Raw genomic sequence first — 22145 nt, 5'->3', positions numbered from 1 at the left:
TTTCGTGAATGATGCAAAAGTGGAGGATGAGGACCGGGACCCGGGGGTTCCGGTTTTTTGTCTTATTTTCGGCCGTGGGAATGCAGGGCTGGACCGCAAAGTGACAAAATTTGATATGCTGGCTAGAAGGACAACAAGAACAAGAATTGTCACTTACTTGCAGTTGGCGATGCTCCTATAATAAAGCCTAACACGTTGTCTTGTTAGTTCCGGACACTTGAACAGCGGAGAAACACAAACATCAACAGGGAGGCTATTATGAAAATATTGACAACAAAGAGGGTCAGCTTGACTATGCTCGCTCCGCTTTTATTAGGGATCTTGGCAGGCTGTGGAGAGAGTAAAGAGACGCCCAAGGCAACTTCGGCTGCAAAGCCTGATCTGAAGGTTCAGTTTATGGTACCGTCATTCGCGGACATTCCAGATATGAACAATGAATATTGGATGAAGTTCCAAAAAGATAATAAAGTCCAGCTAAATATAGATTGGATCCCTTCAGGGGACTACGATACAAAATTTGACCTGGTCTTGGCATCCGGCAACATTCCAGAAGTTATTGTTGCGAACAGTATTACGCGTCCAACACTGCAAAATGCAGTGAAGCAAGGAGCATTTTGGGATTTGACGCCTCTTTTGGGTGACTTTAGCAAGTATCCGAATTTGAAGAAAAATGGATACAAGGACGTATGGAACTATGTCCGTACGGATGGCAAAATTTTCGGTGTTCCACGAAATCGTCCCCATATTGACCTCAGCCTCAAAATGAGAAAGGACTGGCTGGATAAGTTCAACTTACCTGTGCCGACTACATTGGATGAGTACGCAGCTGCCCTTAAGACCATTGTAGACGGAGACCCGGACGGGAACGGTAAGAAAGACACGGTTGGTTTGATCGGCCAAGGCAACACAGGCAATTTCTTTGCCGACAGCGATGGAAGCTTCTTGGCTGCATTTGGAGGCCTCGATCCGATTTATGGGAAAGACGGAGGTATGATTAACAAGTATTTGACACCGAATTACACGGATATGGTTTCCTATTTCCACAAATTGTATACTGACGGCGTTCTGGCCAAGGACTTCTCTGTCATCAAACAAACCCAGGCGGAAGAGATGTTTACCACAGGGCGAGCCGCTTCTTATGGCAGAAATACATGGCGCGATTTCAACTTTGAACAAACGATCAAGAAAGTGCAACCTGACGCGAATGTCATTTCTTTGCCACCGATGAAAGGTCCAGGAGGTTCCAGTGTTCAGCTGTCGGTTCCATTCTCGGGAGCGTTTTATATTTCGAAACAAGTGCCGGAGGAGAAAGCAAGACAAATCCTGGACTTTTTCGAGAGAACAACGACGCCGGAACAAACGGACTATAACTACTACGGAATCGAAGGCGTCGATTATACGATGGTGGATGGCCAGCAGCAGCTCACCGAACTTGGTGTAAAACAAGTAACCGCTAACGGCACAGGAGCTATTTTCCCACTAGCTTATAATAATAAAATGAAAGTTATTAATCCTGCCGCTCCCAAAGCGTATAACGATGCCAAGGAGAAATCAGTGGCTGTTTATGCAGAAGTAGGGAAAATTGATCCGTTTTCTATCATTAATTCGAATACGTGGACGTCAATTTGGCCGAAGTTCCAATCGGAATGGCAGTCGATGGTCGTCAAAGCGATCGTAGGGCAGATTTCAATGGATGAGTACAAAGCTTATATTGAAAAGCTGAATGCGAATCCGGATTTTCAAACGGCCTATAAGGAATTCGCAGCAGATTATAAGGAGAAGTTTCCCAAATAAACAGCCACAGGTGAGTTTCTTACCGCTTGCTTTTTGCGGCTCCGCTCCCTATGCTTAACACACGAACCATCTGTGTGAATAAGTGAGTGGTATGACAATGGGGCTTCTTAAGAAGACGGGGAGGACTTATGGCTAACTGGAGCAGCATGTTTCTGAAAAAACTTGGAAAAAAGAGGCGAACGAACACGAGAACGTATTTCTTCAAGCTCATTTGGCTTGGCTGTATTTCCGTATGTATTCCGGTGATATTGGCTAGCGTAGCGTATTATCAATTCTCTACACATCGGATGCAGAAATACATACAGGCGGAAAGCGACTCGTCCTTGACGATAATGAAGGACCGCGCCGAAACGGTTTTACAGGAAATTGAGCAGGACTCGCTCCAGTTAGCCAATGATCCTTTTATTCAGCAAGAGTTTACGAACCCTCAGGATGAAAGCGGTCTTTTGAAGCTTGATATACTGAAAAAAATTGCTTTGGTTAAAAATTTCAATAGCTTTATTAGTGAAATATATTTGTATAACAGCACAAACCATGAGGTCATTTCCAATGAATACGGCTCCATTGAGAAAGAATATTACAAATATAAACAAAATATTGACGAATTGCTCGCAATTAAACGTCCTACGCAATGGACACAGCTGAAGGGCAAGGAAGGGTACATTACCTTTTACAGACAGCTGCCACTCATTGGTACGGAAGGGCCCAAGGGCGTCCTCGGCTTTGAGATTGAAGCTGCCAAGCTGAGCACATTTATGGAAACAGATGCGGTCATGTTGACCGGCGATCAAGGTTTAATGATCGTGAAGCTGAACGATCCTTTTGGGATCGAGCGAAACCCCCAAGTGAACCAAGCCGAAGAAACGGCCAGATTACAAGGGATTGCGATGATCAAGGCATCGGATCAAAACTCGGGCATATTTGTAGCAGAAGGTATTGATGGGAAGCCGGCACAGTATCACTACGTGAAAAATGTATTCTCCAGAACTTACGTATCTGTGACGCCTGAACAGGTCATTACCGATCAGTTAAGCTGGATTCGTGAAATGACGGTGCTTATTGTTCTTGTATTTGTAGGTGTCGGCATTCTTCTGACGTATATTACCTCCAAGAGGGCCTATACGCCAATCGGGCAACTGATTAATCACAGCCGTTCTCTGCGTGGCCATGGTGTCGAGCCGAAGGAAAACGAGCTGGATATCATTAAAGAGTCTCTGGATTATTTAAGTAATGAGACGGAGAAATTGGAAAGTTATGTGCAAAATATGGAGCCGTCCTTGCGCGAGAAGTTTCTCTTCAAGCTGCTGAGCGGTGATTATACGGCAAATCAAACGCTGCTTCAGGATTGCTTAGCGTATGGCATTGGTGTTGGATTTACAAGTGTCGTGCTGGTTGTCGATGCCGACCATATTTATAAAGAGAAGCGTTTTTTGCCGGAAGAGAAAGGAATTGTCGCTTTTTCATTGGCTAATGTCATGCAGGAGCTGTTGAATCAGCATAGTCTTGAAGGTTACGTGATTCCTTATCAAGGCAGAGGCGTGGCCATCCTGCAATTCAAGCCCGAGATGGAGCAGGAAACCATGAAGGAGCTGACCTCGAACTATGCCTATGCGATGATCGAGGCGTTTCATAAGTATTTGTCCTTTGAAGTTAATGTGTGCATCGGACGGTTCTATCCTTACATTGCAGACGTTCCGGTTTCCTATAAGGAAGCGATTCATGCTCTGCAATACCGGATATTTCGGGACGCAGAACCGTTATTATTTATTGATGATTTCGAACATGGGAAAACGCAGTCACTGCTCCGGTACCCGGTAGAGCTGCAAGAAGCGATTCTTCATGCACTTGAGCAGGAGGATTTGTCTGCAGCGATCCAGCATTTCGAGAAATTCACGGAAATCCTGCGCCATTCACAATCCTATGTATTTATTTATCAAAGCTATCATATCTTCCTATCGGCTTTTATCGTGTCTCTGGAGAAGCAGGGTGCGAATGTCGTCGACATTATGGAGCATAATTTTTTCGGGCAGTTAAGAAACAAACAGACGTCGAAGGAAATGACCGATTGGTTCGAGGAGTCGTTATTTCCGGTGTATCTGTGGTTGACGAAAAATGATAGGGAAGCATCCGGTGAATCCGCGATCCAGTGGGTGTGTCAGTATATTCATAACAATTACGGGAATGATTTGTCCTTGGTGCATTGCGCCGAGAGGGTAGGTGTAAGCCCTTCCTATCTGAGCCGATTGTTTAAGAAGAAGGTAGGAAAGAACTTTTTGGAATATGTGGTGGAAACGAAGATTGGTCAAGCTGAGCGCCTGTTAAAAGATACAGATCAAAGCATCAGCGAAGTAGCCACAGCGATCGGATATTCCGAGCGCAACTTTATCCGCATTTTTCAACGACATGTACGTATGACGCCGGGGCAATTCCGCTCCCAGTTCAGGTAGGAAGAGATTGAATGAAAAGGGGAGAACGATAGGATGAAAATTAAGCGTATCGAAACTTTTACAACCCGCCAACTTTCCGTTGTCCGCGTCACTTCAGAAGATGGGCTGCAAGGTTATGGGCAGATCGCTCCTTACCATGCGAATATTTCTGCGCTGGTGCTGCATCAACAAGTAGCTCCGCACGCACTGGGTGCAGATGCGAATGAAATCGAAGCCTTGGCGGAAAAGGTTGTTAGGGAAGAGCATAAGTTTCCCGGTTCCTATATATGCCGAGCAGTCGGAGGCTTGGATACGGCTTTGTGGGATTTGAAAGGGAAACGCATGGGCAAAAGTGTTAGTGAATTGCTTGGCGGAAAACCCGGCAAAGTTAAAATTTACGGTTCCAGCATGAAGCGCAACATTTCACCGCAGGAGGAAGCTAACCGGATCTTGCGCCTCAAGGAAACGCAGGGGATCGAGGCTTTCAAAATCAGGATTGCCAACAACTTTGCGAGTGATGTGGATGTCTATCCGGGCCGTTCGGAAGAGGTTGTCCGGGCTGTAAGGGCTGCTATCGGTGACCAAACGCAGCTGTATGTCGATGCGAACAGTGGATTTACACCGGCTAAGGCGATTGAAACAGGCAAGATGCTTGATGAATACGGGGTATGTCACTTTGAAGAACCTTGCCCTTACATGGAGCTGGAGTGGACGAAGCAAGTAGCTGACGCCCTGGACATTCCGGTAACCGGCGGGGAACAGGATACGGATTTGGCACAGTTCAAACGGATGATTCAGATGCGTGCCGTCGATATCGTTCAACCGGATATTTGCTATGTGGGAGGCTTGAGCCGCGCACTGGAAGTCGCTCGAATGGCCGAAGCGGTAGGAATGACCTGTACACCGCATGCTGCGAATTTATCGATGTTGACCGTCTTTACGCTGCATATGGTCTCAGCTATTCCGAACGCAGGGAAATACATGGAATATACGATTGAAGAGGATGCTTGGACGAATGGACTTTTTTCAGAGCCGTTGAAAGTTTCGGATGGTGCGGTGCAGGTTCCGCAAGGACCAGGCTGGGGCATCACGGTACGGCCGGAATGGCTGGAAAAAGCCGAGTATCAAGTGAGCGAATAAACGGGCGAGGTGCTTCACACATGCAAACACAGGTACAAACAACTGTAAAAAGTACGCGCGTTCAGGAACGTTCACGTTTATGGGCGGCCATGGTGCAGAGTAAATGGATGTACGCTCTGGCTGCGCCGGGCATCCTGTATTTTTTAATATTTAAATTCGCGCCCTTATGGGGGCTCTTGATTGCCTTCAAGGAATACAACCCTTTTAAAGGCCTTTGGGGGAGCGAGTGGATTGGTTTTACCAACTTCACAGAGTTATTTCATAGTGAAGTGTTCTATCTCATGTTGAGAAACACGTTTGCCATTAATATTTTCGGCATCATATTCATGTTCCCGCTGCCGATTGTTCTGGCTTTGATGCTCAATGAAATTCGGCATGAAACGTTCAAACGCATCAATCAGTCAATTGTTTATTTACCGCATTTTTTGTCATGGGTTGTTGTTGCTAGTATGACGTTTTTTATGCTTTCCACAGATGTAGGGCTGATCAATAAACTGATATCGAATATGGGCTTCGACACGGTATCTTTTCTGTCTAACCCGAACTTTTTCTGGGGGCTGCTCACCGCTCAAAGCATGTGGAAGGAAGTGGGCTGGGGGACGATTATTTTCTTGGCCGCAATGGCAGGCGTTGACCCCCAACAATATGAAGCAGCCGTCATAGACGGGGCGTCGAGAATGAAGCAGATCTGGCATGTGACGCTGCCGGCCATTCGTCCGACGATCATTATCTTGCTGATTTTAAGATTAGGGCATATGGCAGATGTCGGTTTTGAACAAATCTTATTGATGAACAATCCGCTGGTCACCTCGGTTTCCCAGGTGTTCGACACGTATGCGTATACGATCGGTATCCTCGGAGGGAAAATCAGCGTTGGTGTGACGGTGGGGATGTTCAAAGGTGTTGTGGGCCTAATCCTTGTTATGCTGTCCAACTACGTCGTGAAGAAGCTGGGGCAAGAGGGGATTTATTAAGGAGGAGAACCCATGAGTTTCGTAAAAACGAAGAAAATGACGATTTTCGATTATGTGAACTATTCGCTGCTTGCAATCATTTCTATTGCGTGTGTATTCCCATTCATCTATGTATTCAGCGTTTCGTTCACCGATCCGGAAGTCTACGTACCTTTGCAATTTTATTTATTCCCGGAAAAATGGTCGCTGTCTGCGTACAAATATATTTTATCAACGAATAGCTTCGTCAATGCCCTGAAAAGCACCGTATTCGTTACAGGAATAGGGACTGTGCTAAGTATTCTCCTCTCGTTTACATTTGCGTATGTCTTAACCAAGAAACATGTACCCGGCAGGAAATGGATGCTCGGCGGCGTTATTTTTACATTGGTGTTCAACGCAGGGATTTTGCCTAACTATTTATTAATGAAGGATATGAACCTGTTAAACTCGCACTGGTCATTAATTTTATCGGGTCTTACGAATGCATGGAGCTTGATTGTGATAAAAGGATTTCTGGATTCCTTGCCTCCGGAGTTGGAAGATGCCGCTCGAATTGACGGTTGCTCGGATATCGGCGTCTTCTGGCGCATTGTCATTCCTTTATCCATGCCGGCGATTGCTGCTTTTGTTCTGTTCTTTGCGGTTTCGTATTGGAACACGTACTTCAATGCCCTGGTTTATTTGAGCGATGCCAAGAAATGGACCTTGCAGGTGCTAGTCAAGTCGTTGGTTATCGATTCCGATGCCAGCGGTGCAGGGTCTGTCGGCAGTGACGACAGAGTTTTACCGCAGGAAACGATTCGTATGGCCTCGATTGTGCTGGCTATGGTGCCGATTTTAATCATCTATCCCTTTTTGCAAAAGCATTTTGCCAAGGGAGTTATGCTAGGCTCCGTCAAAGGTTAACGGATTCAGGAAGTGCCCATTCATTCACCGGCTCACAGGCAGCGGGGGAAGGAATGGGCACTTTCTGTTATTCTGCATTGACTAGCCATTGCACGCATGGTAGCATCTAGGGATAATACGATCAATATATCGAACGATGTTTATCATATAAAGGACGTGACAAAATGGAGCAAAAGTATTCCGTTCCAGCGCTGGACCGGGCACATGCAGTACTTACCTTACTGACGGAGGAGCCCTACAAATGGAAGTTGTCCGAGTTGTCCAAGCACTTGGGGATCAGCAAGAGTACGCTGTATTCTCTACTTCAGACCATGGAGCGGCTGCAGTGGATCAATCGAGACAGAAATGAGACGTACGCTCTGGGCAGCGCGGTTGGCGATCTGGGCAGTGCTTATTTTCGCCAGTATGACCTGATTGAAGAATTCAGGCGAATGGCCGAGCCGGTTATGCGCAAGCTGCAAGAATCCGTGCAGCTGGCTAGGTTGGATGGCAGCGAAGTGCTCTACCTGACAAAAGTGGAAGCACCGACACCGGTTCAGATGGTTTCGGGGCCGGGCGTTCGTATCCCGGCTCATGCAACCGGCCTTGGCAAGTCGCTCATGATCGATATGGATGCCGAGCAAGTCAGCCGGGTATTCCCTCAGGAATCGCTCCATAAGATAACCGTTCATACCATCGGTTCCCGAGAAGCATTTTTGCAAGAATTGGAGACCGTGCGCCAAAGAGGGTATTCCTTGGATATACAGGAAGGCGTCATGGGGTTCTGTTGTGTGGCTGCACCGATTCGCCGTCTGGGCACCGTAGTTGCAGCGGTCAGTTGTTCCATGCCCATCCATCATTGGGAAGGGAAGAAAGAAGAAAGCATCAGTGAAATTTGCTCTTTAGCAAAACGATTGTCAACGAATATATGAGGATAGGGGTCCCGGGGCACTTAGGTGAATCGGGATTTTTTGTGTTTTACATCGGCAAAATCCCATTGACACAAACGGAAAACTGTGGGAAGATCAATTTACAAACAAAATATAGAACGTTGTTCATAATAATGAACAAGAAAGGCGGCTTTTCGTATGAAACTAGCTCGTTTTATCGTTTCTGGAGAATCAGAGATACGCAGTGGAATCATAGAAGAATCTAACATTCATGAATTTACAGGTGATATTTTCACCTCCCGTATTCTTACCGGGAAGACATTCTCATTGGACAATGTTCAACTGAAAGCTCCTCTGACACCAAGACACATCATCGGTATCGGTAAAAATTTTGTTGGCGAAGGGGCGCCAAAACCAGAGGTACCGGAAATGCCGATTCTGTTCTTTAAGCCATTGACCACTGTTGTCGGACCCGGAGACGCCGTGGTTCTGCCACTTGGAACGGACGATATCAAATTCGAATCGGAGCTTGCCGTCATTATCGGGAAAGAAGCGAGAAACATAGACCCGAGAAACATCCACGAAGTGATTTTCGGTTACACGGTAGCCAACGACTTGGGGGCTTTCAATTATTTTCATCCGGAGGGACATTGGACGATTGGCAAATCCTTTGATACATTTTGCCCGCTGGGTCCCGTGATTGTAACCGACTTTGATTATCACTCGGCCCGTATTCAATCCACCGTGAACGGTATTGTTAAGCAGGATGCTCTCATGGAACGCATCATTACGCCAATTGACAGCATGATTGCGTACATCAGCCGGTTCATGACCCTCATGCCAGGTGATATCATTCTGACTGGAACGCCCGCCGGTGCGGATCAAGTCCGGGATGGCGATGTCGTGGATTGTTACATTGAAGGCATAGGCCACTTGCAAAATCCTGTTATTGCTCAACAATCATAATCTACACTTACAAAGGGGACATCCAAATGAGCGAATATGTAAACGTAGGAAGTCTACAAGTTGCTGAAGTGCTTTATCAGTTTATTAATTCAGAAGTACTCCCTGGCAGCGGGTTGAAAAGTGAAAAGTTCTGGGCAGATTTGAATACGTTGATTCACGACCTTGCCCCTCAGAATAAAGCCTTATTAGCCAAACGGGATGAGCTGCAGACGCTTATTCATGAGTGGCACATTGAAAATAAAGAAAGTTTTAACGCCGAGAGCTATCAAGCCTTTTTACAAAAGATTGGTTATTTGGAACCGCAAGTAGAAGATTTTCAAATTACAACACAAGGGGTAGACGAGGAAATTTCCTATCAAGCGGGCCCTCAGTTAGTTGTTCCAGTTAACAATGCCAGATATGCTTTAAATGCTGCGAACGCCCGTTGGGGAAGTCTTTACGATGCTTTATACGGAACGGATGTTATTGACGAAGAGAATGGTGCAGAACGTACTTCTGCATACAACGCCGTTCGTGGGGATAAAGTTATTGCGTATGCCAAGCGCTTTCTGGATCAAGCAGCACCCTTGTCCAACTTCTCGCATCATGATGCGGTTAGGTACTCGATCGTGAATGGAGAATTGTCTGTCTCTTTAGCCAATGGGGAAACGACAGGTTTGAAGGACGCCTCTCAGCTTGTTGGCTATCAAGGACTGGCGGACGATCCTTCCGCAGTTTTGCTGAAAAATAACGGGATACATGTTGAAATCCAAATTGACCGCCAACATCCGATTGGCCAGAATGATCTGGCAGGCGTGAAAGACATCTTGATGGAAGCAGCTCTAACGACGATCATGGATTGCGAAGACTCTGTTGCTGCAGTAGACGCTGAGGATAAAGTATTGGTGTACAGGAACTGGTTGGGACTAATGAAAGGAAATCTCTCGGCTTCCGTACCGAAGGGAAATAAATTCATTACAAGGACTTTGAATCCTGACCGCATCTATACATCTCTTGCAGGCGAGGAATTTAGTTTGCCAGGTCGTTCGCTTCTATTTGTCCGGAATGTAGGACATCTGATGACAATCGATGCCGTATTAGACCAGAACGGGCAGGAAGTTCCCGAAGGCATATTGGATGCCGTTGTAACCAGCCTTATTGCCAAACACGATCTTTTGAGGAATAGCGCGTATCAAAACTCGCTTAAAGGCTCCGTATATATTGTAAAACCAAAAATGCACGGCTCCGAGGAAGTGGCTTTTGCTAATCTTTTGTTTAATCGGACGGAAGATATGCTCGAGTTGGAGCGCAATACGATCAAAATCGGTGTAATGGACGAGGAACGCCGTACTTCCGTAAACTTGAAGGCTTGCATTCGCCAAGTGAAGGATCGCATTGTTTTTATTAACACAGGGTTCCTGGACCGTACAGGCGATGAGATGCATACCTCGATGGAAGCAGGACCTATGGTTCGCAAAAATAATATGAAGTCTTCCCGTTGGCTGCAAGGCTATGAGAAATCAAACGTTACCATAGGGTTAGCGTGCGGCTTGCAAGGTCGTGCCCAGATTGGTAAAGGAATGTGGGCTATGCCTGACCTGATGAAGGATATGATGCATCAAAAGATTGCTCATCTGCAGGCTGGTTGCAATACGGCATGGGTGCCTTCACCTACAGCAGCGACGTTACACGCACTTCATTATCATCAAATGGATGTCAAGGAAGTCCAGAACGAATTAAAAGCGAGCGGGAAAGATTATCTGAATGAGATCTTAAATATTCCAGTGGAAACCAAACCGCAATGGACTCCTGAAGAAATTCAACAGGAACTGGACAATAATGCTCAAGGTATTCTAGGTTATGTTGTCCGTTGGGTAGAGCAAGGCATCGGTTGCTCGAAAGTTCCGGATATCAATAACGTAGGACTGATGGAAGACCGCGCCACCTTGCGTATTTCCAGCCAACACTTGGCTAACTGGCTTCATCACGGCATTTGTACGGAAGAGCAAGTTCTTAAGACCATGCAGCGTTTAGCCAAGGTGGTCGATGAGCAAAATGCCGGAGATCCTGCTTACCGTCCGATGGCCGATAATTTAGATCACTCGGTAGCCTTTCAAGCTGCGTGTGAGCTGGTATTCAAAGGTTATGAACAACCAAGCGGTTACACAGAACCGATTTTGCATCGCAGACGCAGGGAATTCAAGGCGATGGTGCCGGCTTCGAATAGATAAAGACGTATTTCCTTATTACGGAGGGAGAGAAGTATTGTGAAAACCTCATCTAACAGCCTCATCTTGCGTATTGAATTGGATCAGAAGGTAACCACTTTCGGTGAAGTGGCGAATGCCGTAAGTCGTGCCGGTGGAGATATCGTTGCCATTGACGTGATTCGTTCCGATAAACAATCGACAACGAGGGATATTACCGTCAATCTAGGAGAACAAGCCGAGGAATTGATTGCGGATAAAATTAGAATGCTTCCGGGTGTCGTCCTGCATCATATCTCGGATCCCACGTTCCTTGTGCACCTGGGGGGCAAAATTGAAATCCAGCCCAAAATACCGGTGAAAAATCGGGATGATTTATCAAAGGTTTATACACCTGGTGTAGCCAAAGTCTGCATGGCGATTCATGAAAATCCGGAAAAAGCCTTTACGTTGACGATTAAACGCAACACTGTTGCAGTGATCTCCGATGGTACAGCCGTTCTAGGTCTGGGTGATATTGGCCCCGAAGCAGCGATGCCGGTGATGGAAGGAAAGGCGATGCTGTTTAAGCAATTGGCAGGTGTGGACGCTGTCCCCATCTGCCTAAATACCAAAGATACGGAAGATATTATTCGAACCATTAAGAATATGGCGCCGGCTTTTGGTGGAATTAATTTGGAAGATATCAGTTCTCCGCGCTGCTTTGAGATTGAAACCCGCCTGAAGGAAGAGCTGGACATTCCAGTGTTTCACGATGACCAACACGGGACAGCGGTGGTTGTTTTAGCCGGACTGATCAATAGCCTAAGGTTAACCAAAAAGAAAATCGAGGATATCCGAATTGTTGTTGTGGGGATTGGTGCTGCCGGGGTTTCTATCGTTAAAATGCTGTTGGGAGCCGGGGCGAAAACCATCCTTGCTGTGGATCGTCAGGGCATTATGACACGTGACAACATCTACGAGAATCCATTGTGGGACTGGGTGGCGCGTAACACCAATCAGGAGAATACGAAAGGCAGTTTATCTGATGCGATGAATGGCGCCGATGTTTTCATTGGTGTTTCCGGACCGAATGTGTTGAAGCTGGAAGAGGTACATCGTATGGCTAACGATCCGGTCATTTTCGCCATGGCGAATCCAACGCCTGAGATCGATCCCGAAGCGGCTGCCCCCTTTGTCAGAGTGATCGCCACGGGTCGTAGCGACTTTCCGAACCAAATCAATAACGTGCTATGTTTTCCAGGTATATTCCGAGGGGCGCTTGATTGCAGAGCGAGCCAGATTAATGAAGAAATGAAACTGGCTGCATCGAAGGCCATAGCTTACACGGTCACAGATGATGAGTTAAATGAACAGTATATTATTCCCTCCATTTTTAATGAGAAGGTCGTACAGGAAATTCGCGATCAAGTGGTGCAGGCTGCCATTCAAACAGGAGTTGCTCGTCGAATACCGCCTGAGTTTAGAGGCTCGAAATTTGCAGAACGCAAGTTAACGCCGATTAGTTAAGATAAGGTCGACCGGAATTTATCCGGTTGGCCTTTTTGCAGCTATCGCTTGAGCGGCTTCTCCGGGCAAGGGAGGGGAACTACAGGTCGCTATTTCTGCGAAATAGGCTCTTTTTCGCGCGGAGAGGAACTGTGAGCCGCTATTTGTCCATTTTCTTTAAGAAAACAGGGTTAGGTGGTCAAATAAGCCCCTGTAGTTCCGCTTGAGCGAGGAACGGGCTGAATTTGCTAGAATAGCGCCCTGTAGTTCATCTAGTTTGAGATTACCCTGCGCCAAGTGTTTCTCAGTAATGGTTACGGACAAAAAATGATCAGGAAGACAATTATTGTTCCTGATTAAGCAGGAAGGGGACATCAAGAACTGACGGTTCTATGCCTCGAAATGACTTGTTACAATCAAGCTGGAAGCAACGATAACGATAATGCTTTAATGAGGGGAAGGAGTGAGCTGAAAGTGACTACGACCGTTGTGTATCACATGGATTCATCCATGATCCGTTTTGCAGCTTCTAAGCTGCTAGACACCATTGCAAGATTTGAGGGGCCAGTTAAACCTTTGGATATAGCAGCTAACGTTGTATCTACGAGCGTAATCATCATCTCCGATAGGGAGGAAGCGGCCACTAAACATGGCATAACCATAGATCCCTCTGTCGCTCCAGAGGGTTTCGAGATTCGTAAGCGGGAAGGGCATAGCACCTTAACCTGGTACATTTTGGCCGGGGATGAAGCGGGGGCCATGTACGGAACGCTGGAGCTGGAAGAGCGGCTCCGGGCACATGGATCGCTGACAGCCATCCCACCATGTGTCATGAATGCCCGCTTTCCATTCCGTGCCATCAAATTCAATCTTCCTTGGTCAAGTTACCGGAGGAATGCGTGTTTTGAGCTTCAAAAGGACACGGTCCGTGATCTTGCCTTCTGGCAAAAGTTTCTCGATATGATGGCTGAGAACCGCTATAACGTTCTGACGTTGTGGAATTTGCATCCGTTTCCCTACATGATTCGTCCTGTGCATTTTCCGAAGGCATGCCCTTTCAATGAGGAAGAACTAGCGGAATGGAAGCAGTACTGGACCGCTTTATTCCGGATGGCCAAAGAACGTGGAATCGAGACGTATATGGTCAATTGGAACATTTTCGTATCGGAAGCCTATCGGGAGCATTACGATCCACAAGCGATAAGCGACGAAACCTTTTATCATTATGGAGATTCTTACTCCACGGACATGATCAAACAATATACCCGGGAATGTGTTACTCAGCTGATTGAAGAGTATCCGGATCTTACTGGACTCGGCATTTCGCTAGGGGAAAGAATGAACGATATGACGCCGCAAAGTCGACAGGATTGGGTCAATGACGTTTATTTTGAGGGGATGAAGCAAGCCAGCCGGCCGGTAAAATTCATTCATCGCGCACCGTTTTCCGTAGATCCTTCCATCACGCGAAATGCGATAGAAAGTAATGGCTTCATGCCTGAACCAGTATGGGTGGAAGTTAAATTCAATTGGTCGCATGCCTACTCCTCCTCGAAGTTGCTGCTGACGCATGGTGGCTCGAATGGGATGGAGGGGTATTGGAAACCGTCGCCAACGAATTATAAAATCACCTGGATGGTCCGCAACGAGGACTTCTTCACGCTTCGCTGGGCGCAGCCGGATTTCATTCGGGAGCATATTACAGAGAACGGGCAGGACTATGTTGGTGGCTACTATATCGGGTCGGAATGCATGATTCCCGGCATTGATTACGCCCATCTGAAAGATAGCGATCATATGGACTGGACTTATCTGTTTGAAAAGAACTGGCTGTATTACATGCTATGGGGAAGGCTGCTGTATGAACCGGATACACCTGACCGTGTATTTGAGAAAGCGATTGAACAACGCCATCGTGCACCGATTGGAGTGCCATTATTGAAAGCGTATGCAGCTGTTTGTAAAATGCCAATGGCCCTCGCGTCCATGTTCTCGTTCACATGGGATTTCACCTTGTATGCCGAAGGCTTCATGTCCACGGACGAAGCGGAATACGATGGAGGCGCATCGTTTATTTCGTTGCAGGATCTTCTGGAGCGGAAAACATTCAATCCGGAATATCTATCGGTATCCGAATATGTGGACCAACGCTTAGAAGGACGAACAACGGACAGGATTTCACCCCTTAAGCTGGCAGAGACGCTGGAGTCTGATGCCAATCACGGGCTCGAATGGTTGGCGGCTATTAAAGCCGATACCCCTGTACTCTGTTGTGAAAAGGCCGACATTGAAGCATGGGCTCATCTGAATTATTATTTTGCAGATAAACTACGGGCAGCCGTTTCTTATGAGCTGTATAGAAGAACTGGAGACGAAGCCGAACGCCTTCATGCGATTCAGCTTCTGGAGGCGCCGCACGCAGCCGGACATTGGGAGCGGCTGATCGCAGTAACCAAGGCGCACTATGTAGAACATCCCTTGATGCACCTTGGCAAGACACCTTTCTCATGGGAGCTGTATCGTCCGCAGGTACTTGAAGATATTGCCTTTGTACACGCCGGCGATAATCAGACATAAGCAAGTAGATGACTTCTACTTGCTTAACAACTGTAGGACAGATTATGCCTTCTTGGACAAATATTGCGCTGAGCAAGAGCAGGGGCATCGTAACAAAATGTGTCTATAGGATGCGGCATTATCCGTATCTATAATCAGATTGGGCAGAGTTCACACTACGCATATTGGAGGATAAATATGGCGAAATCGGATTGGTTGAGCAAGCGAAGCAGAGGCGTACATCTGACAATCAGGGATGTCGATTGTCTTGATTTTGACACGGAGCGTTTTGCAAAAGATTTGAATGAACTCGGTGTAAATGTGCTGTCGTTTTTTTGCGCAGGGTATGTGACGGTGCATCCTACCAACTTGTCGATCAGAAAAAGTCCTTTTTTGGGCGATCGGGATCTGACAGGGGAAATCGTGAAAGCGGTTCAATCTTATGATATCCGCGCGGTGGCAGCAATGGATCTGAGTCTGATTCCGGGTAATGCTGCGTTGGAACATCCGGATTGGTGCTCCTGTGACCATGAAGGCAAGCCGTATAAAGCAAATCAGGATTTGGGCGATTTTTATATCGCATGTCCGCTAAGCGGATATCAAAATGAATATTTAGCGGAAATTTTACGCGAAATCGTGATGCGCTACGACGTCGACGGCATCAAATTCGGCGGAGGAAGCTACGGCTTTTCCTCTTATGGCAACGGGATTTGTCATTGTTCCCGCTGCAGAGAAGCATTCGGAGCTTATGCCGGCAGCCAAATTCCGGTGAAAGAGGATTGGAACGATCCTGTCTGGGGAACTTTCCAACGGTGGCGGCAGCAGCGTGTCGTGGAGCGCTCCAAATTTTTGTATGACTTAGTGAAATCGCTTGATCCGAATATGCCGGTGATGTGTAACAGCGTGTGTTTTGGGGAAACAGGATGGACGACCAAAGGCGCGTTGGATATTGAAGGAATGGCGGCCTATATCGACGCGGTTCAAGTGGAAGCGCAAACCCGGATTCGTGTGGAAGGGGAGTCAAGCCACTGGGACTTTCTGCTGTGGCCTGCGGAGGAAGCGAACTTCCTGGACAATGTCAGCGATCATCAGCCTTGGGTGCTGGCCTCCTATTTCCAAGCGTGGCCGTGGCGTAGAAATGCTGTGCCGCCGGCTGAGCAAAAGGTGTATATGGCCCAGATATACGCCAACGGGGGCAATGCCATCTTGAATTTATCCGGAGGACCGATTCAGGGACATCAGGATCAGAGAGGTTTTCCGGCGGTGAAATCGCTGTATCACTTTGTCGCGGATAATCAAGCATATTATAACGATGACCGATCCGGTGCAAACGTAGCCATCGTATACTCCCAGGATACCCTTTTTTACTATGGAAAAGAGAAGCCAAAGATGAACTATGTCGATGCGATCAGAGGAATTGAATTGGCGCTGTCGGATCATCACATTCCGTTTGATATCATCTCGGATGCCGTAGTGAAGAAGGGGAATCTCGGCAAATACCGGACGATCATTCTGCCTTCCACTGCCTGCATGTCGGAAGAGACGGCAGCCGCACTTAACCAATATGCGAAGAACGGCGGCAGTGTCATCGCTACATTTGAAACTTCCTTGTTTGATACGGACGGCAGCAAGCGGTCAGACTTTTTACTGGCAGATTTATTAGGTGTCTCCTATATAAGTACGAATTCCGTGACGGGAGAGGAGAATGGTGTATATAAGCAAAGCTATTTGAATGTACAAAATTCCTCGCATCCTTTGCTGGATCGACTTGGGGATACATCGGTCATTCCGGCTTCAAACGCTTATTGCCGGGTCGCCGCAGACCAAGATTCCGACGTGCCGTTGACGTTGTCCGCGCCATTCCGCGTTTTCCCCGAGGGGCAGTCATACACGCTGGAGCCGGATACCGGAATGCCGATGCTGATTGCCAGAGAGCATATTGGCGGCGGCAGAACGGTTTATTTTCCGGGGCAACAGGATACGGCGTTTGCGCGATACGGTTATCCGGATTGGGCGCTTTTGCTGGTAAATGCGGTGTTATGGACGACAATGGAGACTTTGCCGCTGCAGGTGGAGGCTCCGGAGACGCTGCTGGCAACCTTACGAGTTCAAGAAAAACGGCGTCTGGTTCATCTTGTGAACGTGAATGGCGGACGGAGAATGTTCAGACAACTCATTCCGGCCCGTGACGTGACGATTCGTTTGCCGTTAGGTGATGGTTTCGAGCCACAGCGAGCTTTCAGGCTGTCCGATCATAGCCCATTAACGATGACCAGAGAAGGAGATGCTGCTTCTGTCGTCGTGTCGAGCATCTTGGATTATGATGTCGTTGTTTTTGAATGAGGGGGATGCTCAGCATGATTCATGAGATTTTGATGCCGTCGAGAATCAGCATTGGATTAGGCGCATTCTCGGAAGTGGCTTCCTATGCATCGAGTCTGGGAAGCAAAGCCCTAATCGTTAGCGATCCCGTTATGGCGCAAATCGGGCACGTCCAGACATGCAGAAATTATTTGGAACAAGCAGGCTTCTCCTGTGCGATCTATAGTGGTGTTGAGACGGAGCCAACCGACCGGCATGTGGATGAAGCGCTCGCCATCTGCCGGCAGGAGCAGTGCGATGTGATTGTCGCTTTGGGAGGAGGCAGCTGCATCGACGCCGCCAAAGCGACCGCTGCCATGATGACGAACACAGGATATATCGGAGACTATGTCGGCGGTATGAAAAAGTTCGCGAATCGGCCATTGCCTTTGATCGCCATACCAACGACAGCGGGTACAGGGTCTGAGGTCACGAAAGTGACGGTCATCATTGATACCCGCAGGGATGTCAAAATGATGATCGCCCAGCCGGAGCTGGTGCCGCAAGTTGCGATCATAGATGCGCTGCTGTGCATGTCATGCCCTCCATCTGTCATCGCATCGTCGGGGATCGACGCATTGTGCCACGCCATCGAGGCGTACTGGTCCCGGAAGGCCAATCCGCTAAGTGACGGTTGGGCACTGCAAGCCATTGCCTTATTGATCAAACATTTGCCCGTCTGTTACGCGAAAAAGGGGGATGCGGAAGACTTCGCTCAAATCGCACTTGGCTCTATGCTGGCGGGTGCCGCATTCTCCAACGCTTCGGTGACCTTGATTCACGGGATGTCCCGACCGCTGGGAGCGCTGTTCCACGTTCCTCACGGAATATCCAACGCAATGCTGCTGCCTGCTGTCCTTGAATTTACATCGGGCTATGCGCAGGAGCGTATAGCGGAGATCGGGCGCGTGATGCGACCCGACCTTGTTGACAGCGAAAGAGACAGGCTGTCAGCCGCCGTCATGGAGGAGGTTCGGACATTATGCAGCCTCATGAAAATTCCGAATTTACGTGATTGGGGAATCGAGCGCGAGGCGTTTGACAAGGCGATTCCACAGATGGCGGCTGACGCGATAGCTAGCGGAAGTCCAGGCCATCATCCCAGATCTGTAACCGCAGGTGAAATCGAAGCGTTATATCGTATTTGCTACGATTACGAATTAAAGAAAGAAGAAGGAGCGGCGCGATGACAACGATTCCGGTTTTACAAAATTATGTCGGGGGCAGGTGGGTTCCGTCCGATAGCTCCTCCTATGAGATCGTGCCGAACCCGGCGACAGGAGAACCTATTGCGCGAGTCCCTCTGTCTACGCGCAGTGACTTGCATGCGGCAGTAGAAGCAGCACGCAGCAGCTTCACAGCCTGGAGAGAGACCCCGGTACCGAAGCGTGCGCGCATTCTTTTTAAATACCAGCAGCTTTTGGTAGAACACTGGGACGAGCTTGCCCGGCTTATTACGCAGGAGAACGGCAAAAGCTACACGGAAGCCTATGGCGAAGTGCAGCGCGGGATCGAATGCGTCGAGTTTGCGGCGGGTTCACCAACGCTGATGATGGGTTCCCAGCTGCCCGACATTGCGACGGGTATCGAATCGGGCATGTACCGGTATCCGCTTGGTGTCGTTGCGGGCATCTCGCCCTTTAACTTTCCGATGATGGTGCCATGCTGGATGTTTCCGTTGGCGATCTCTTGCGGGAACACGTTTATTCTGAAGCCATCGGAACGAACTCCGCTGTTAGCGAACCGTTTGGCAGAGTTGTTCACGGAAGCGGGGCTTCCGGAAGGCGTGCTCAACATTGTCCACGGCTCGAAGGAGATCGTGAACGGGATGATCGAGCACCCGGACATCCAGGCCATTTCGTTCGTAGGTTCCCAACCTGTTGCTGAGTATGTGTACAAATCCTCCGCCGCTCATGGAAAGAGAGTTCAAGCCCTGGCAGGAGCCAAAAATCATAGCATCGTGCTGCCTGACGCCGATCTGGAACTTACGGTCAGCAATATCTTGGGCGCAGCGTTCGGCTCGGCTGGTGAACGGTGCATGGCCTGTTCCGTTGTCGTAGCCGTAGGAGACATCGCTGACACTTTGGTGAATAAATTGCAGGAAGCGGCAAGTCGGATGAAGATTGGCAATGGGCTTGAACCCGATGTCTTCCTCGGTCCGGTTATCCGGTCGTCCCATAAAGACAGGACGATCGACTATATTGAAGCGGGGATTCGCGAAGGAGCTTCAATGGTCGTGGACGGACGAGATGCGGCGGCGGCACAGGGGGGCGGATTTTTTGTCGGCCCGACGATTTTTGACGGGGTGCAAACCGATATGAAAATTTGGCAGGATGAAATTTTTGCGCCGGTCTTAAGCATCGTTCGCGCAAGCAGCCTGAAGGAAGCGATTGAGATCGCCAACCGTTCGGAATTTGCCAATGGCGCGTGTCTGTATACAGACAGTGCAAAAGCAATCAGGCAATTTCGCGAACAGATCGATGCGGGTATGCTGGGCATTAATGTCGGAGTGCCTGCGCCGATGGCCTTCTTTCCATTCTCGGGTTTCAAGAAATCCTTCTATGGGGATTTGCATGCCAATGGCAGAGACGGGGTTGAATTCTACACCCGTAAGAAGATGGTAACTTCGCGCTACTAAGAGGCTTGCCAGCCGTGCTACAATGGAGAGCAGACAGTTTATTACTGCCCGGACAAAATTTGCGGTTGGCTCCAAATGGCCGAAAAAACAAGAAGTGTCACTAACTTGCTTCCGAATGAGAAGCTAGAATAAGAAATGTAAGCGTTACCGAAATACAGTGGGCTTGCGAATGGTCACGCGATTCGAAATAACTTGAGGAGGGGTTCCGATGTCGAAGTTTTATCGAAAGTGTTTCAGTATGATAATGGCCAGCATGCTTTCCGTTAGCGTCTTGGCAGGATGTGGGGAGAACAGTGCACCGGCGGGAGGTGCAGACAATACGGCGAAACAGGGGGATTCGAACAAGGCAACACCAGCATCAGCGGAGCCGTTGAAACTTCAATTCCTCGTTCCTTCTTATGCGGATGTACCGAACATGAATGATGAGTATTGGACGGAATGGCAGAAGAAAACCAATACCCAATTAAATGTGGAATGGGTTCCATCCGGTGACTACGATACGAAATTCGACCTGGTGCTGGCATCTGGGAATTTGCCTGAAATCATTGTATCCACCAATATGACCCGACCTACATTGCTTCAGGCCATTAATCAAGGAGCATTCTGGGATTTGACGCCATTCCTTGGCGATTTCAGCAAATACCCGAACATGAAAAATAATAGCGGCCCGAACGTGTGGAACTATATGAAATTAGATGGAAAGGTATACGGCATTCCTCGCAACCGTCCACAAATCGATTTGGGCATTAAAATGCGCAAAGATTGGTTGGATAAGCTGAACCTGCCTATTCCTACAACGATTGATGAGTATGCGGCAGATCTGAAGAAGATTGTGGACAGTGACGTAGACGGCAACGGCAAAAAGGATACGATTGGCATCATCGGTCACGGCTTTTTGCTGGCTGACGGTGATGATACGTATTCGGGAGCTTTTGGCGCGCTTGACCCGGTTTATGATAAAGACGGCGGCTTGATCAAAAATCAATTGACACCTAATTATACCGCAATGGTCGAATGGCTCCGCAAACTGTATGCAGACGGCATACTGGCGAAAGAATTCTCTTCGATGAAGAAAACACAAGCGGAAGAAATGTACGCAACTGGGCGCGCCGCCTCCTATGTAAGAAACATCTGGCGCGATTATACGTGGGAGCAGATGAATCAGAAGACGCAGCCCGACGCGAAGGTCATCACCCTTCCGCCACTTAAAGGACCAGGTGGTGTGACAGTCAGTTTGGCAAGCCCGACATTCGGCGCATTCTATATTTCCAAAAAGGTGCCGGAAGCCAAAGTGAAGCAAATTCTAGATTATTTTGAGAAAACCACGACGGCTGAATATACGGATTTCAACTACTACGGTATCGAAGGTGTTCACCATAAAGTTGTAGATGGCCAACCGCAGCTGACGGATCTTGGAGTCAAACAGGTTACCACCAATGCGAATCAGGTATTTTCACTGGCGTTTAACAACAAGATGAAAGTGCTCAATCCATCAGCGCCGAAAGCTTACAACGATGCCAAAATGAAAGAAGTCGAAGTCTATGGGCAAGTTGGAAAGCTTAATCCGTTCTCGATCATCAATTCTACTACGTGGACAAACGTATGGCCAAAGTATGAGAAGGAATGGCAGGCTATGGCGACGAAAGCGATTGTTGGCCAGATTACAATGGAAGAGTACAAGGGTTATGTAGATAAATTGAATGAAAATCAGGATTTAAAGAAAGCGTACAAGGAATTTGCGGAAAGCTATAAGCAGTATTTCGGCAAATAAGAATAAGCTGGAGGAGATCGCAGGCTAAGGCCTTAGACTCCTCTTTGCTATATGAAAGGGCTTAAATGAATACCTGCTGCCAAAGGGT

Annotated in this window: 14 protein-coding genes; all 14 read left to right on the top strand. The window is 48.0% G+C overall.

Features of this window, described 5'->3' with window-relative positions:
* Window positions 1-258: 258 nt before the first annotated feature.
* The 14 genes from PCH02S_RS16205 (at window position 259) to PCH02S_RS16140 (ending at window position 22057) form a co-directional block, all read left to right on the top strand.
* A complete protein-coding gene (locus PCH02S_RS16205) occupies window positions 259-1794 on the top strand; it encodes an extracellular solute-binding protein (protein WP_127454794.1) in 1536 nt (511 codons plus the stop codon).
* A gap of 128 nt (window positions 1795-1922) precedes the next feature.
* Complete coding sequence (locus tag PCH02S_RS16200; RefSeq protein ID WP_127454792.1) at window positions 1923-4241, top strand: helix-turn-helix domain-containing protein; 2319 nt, start codon at window positions 1923-1925, stop codon at window positions 4239-4241.
* Window positions 4242-4274: 33 nt separating this feature from the next.
* Window positions 4275-5360 carry a mandelate racemase/muconate lactonizing enzyme family protein gene (locus PCH02S_RS16195; protein ID WP_127454790.1) on the top strand — a complete coding sequence of 362 codons (1086 nt, stop codon included), beginning with the start codon at window positions 4275-4277 and terminating at the stop codon, window positions 5358-5360.
* Window positions 5361-5380: 20 nt separating this feature from the next.
* Window positions 5381-6334, top strand: coding sequence for an ABC transporter permease (locus tag PCH02S_RS16190; RefSeq protein ID WP_157318803.1), 954 nt, complete (start codon window positions 5381-5383; stop codon window positions 6332-6334).
* A 12-nt stretch (window positions 6335-6346) separates the two neighbouring features.
* Complete coding sequence (locus tag PCH02S_RS16185) at window positions 6347-7222, top strand: carbohydrate ABC transporter permease (protein ID WP_127454788.1); 876 nt, start codon at window positions 6347-6349, stop codon at window positions 7220-7222.
* A gap of 164 nt (window positions 7223-7386) precedes the next feature.
* A complete protein-coding gene (locus tag PCH02S_RS16180) occupies window positions 7387-8133 on the top strand; it encodes an IclR family transcriptional regulator (protein ID WP_127454786.1) in 747 nt (248 codons plus the stop codon).
* 156 nt (window positions 8134-8289) lie between these two features.
* Complete coding sequence (locus PCH02S_RS16175) at window positions 8290-9057, top strand: fumarylacetoacetate hydrolase family protein (RefSeq protein WP_127454784.1); 768 nt, start codon at window positions 8290-8292, stop codon at window positions 9055-9057.
* A 26-nt stretch (window positions 9058-9083) separates the two neighbouring features.
* Entirely contained in the window at window positions 9084-11267 is a 2184-nt protein-coding gene (locus tag PCH02S_RS16170; protein ID WP_127454782.1) for a malate synthase G, read from the top strand.
* A 60-nt stretch (window positions 11268-11327) separates the two neighbouring features.
* Complete coding sequence (locus PCH02S_RS16165) at window positions 11328-12752, top strand: NAD-dependent malic enzyme (RefSeq protein ID WP_407670088.1); 1425 nt, start codon at window positions 11328-11330, stop codon at window positions 12750-12752.
* A 453-nt stretch (window positions 12753-13205) separates the two neighbouring features.
* Window positions 13206-15308 (top strand): hypothetical protein, encoded by a 2103-nt coding sequence (locus tag PCH02S_RS16160; RefSeq protein ID WP_127454778.1) that lies wholly within the window; start codon window positions 13206-13208, stop codon window positions 15306-15308.
* A 177-nt stretch (window positions 15309-15485) separates the two neighbouring features.
* Entirely contained in the window at window positions 15486-17630 is a 2145-nt protein-coding gene (locus PCH02S_RS16155; RefSeq protein ID WP_127454776.1) for an alpha-amylase family protein, read from the top strand.
* Between the two features lie 17 nt (window positions 17631-17647).
* A complete protein-coding gene (locus tag PCH02S_RS16150; RefSeq protein ID WP_127454987.1) occupies window positions 17648-18838 on the top strand; it encodes an iron-containing alcohol dehydrogenase in 1191 nt (396 codons plus the stop codon).
* The gene (locus PCH02S_RS16145) at window positions 18835-20286 is read left to right on the top strand and encodes a CoA-acylating methylmalonate-semialdehyde dehydrogenase (protein WP_127454774.1); all 1452 of its coding nucleotides are present in this window, start codon (window positions 18835-18837) and stop codon (window positions 20284-20286) included. The genes PCH02S_RS16150 and PCH02S_RS16145 overlap by 4 nt, the downstream gene beginning before the upstream one ends.
* 208 nt (window positions 20287-20494) lie before the next feature.
* Window positions 20495-22057 (top strand): type 2 periplasmic-binding domain-containing protein, encoded by a 1563-nt coding sequence (locus PCH02S_RS16140; protein WP_127454772.1) that lies wholly within the window; start codon window positions 20495-20497, stop codon window positions 22055-22057.
* Window positions 22058-22145 lie beyond the last annotated feature (88 nt).

The organism is Paenibacillus chondroitinus NBRC 15376 (assembly GCF_004000765.1).
GTDB classification, from domain to species: domain Bacteria; phylum Bacillota; class Bacilli; order Paenibacillales; family NBRC-103111; genus Paenibacillus_E; species Paenibacillus_E chondroitinus.
Note: the sequence above shows the minus strand (reverse complement) of the source record. Positions and strands in the feature narration are given on the sequence as shown.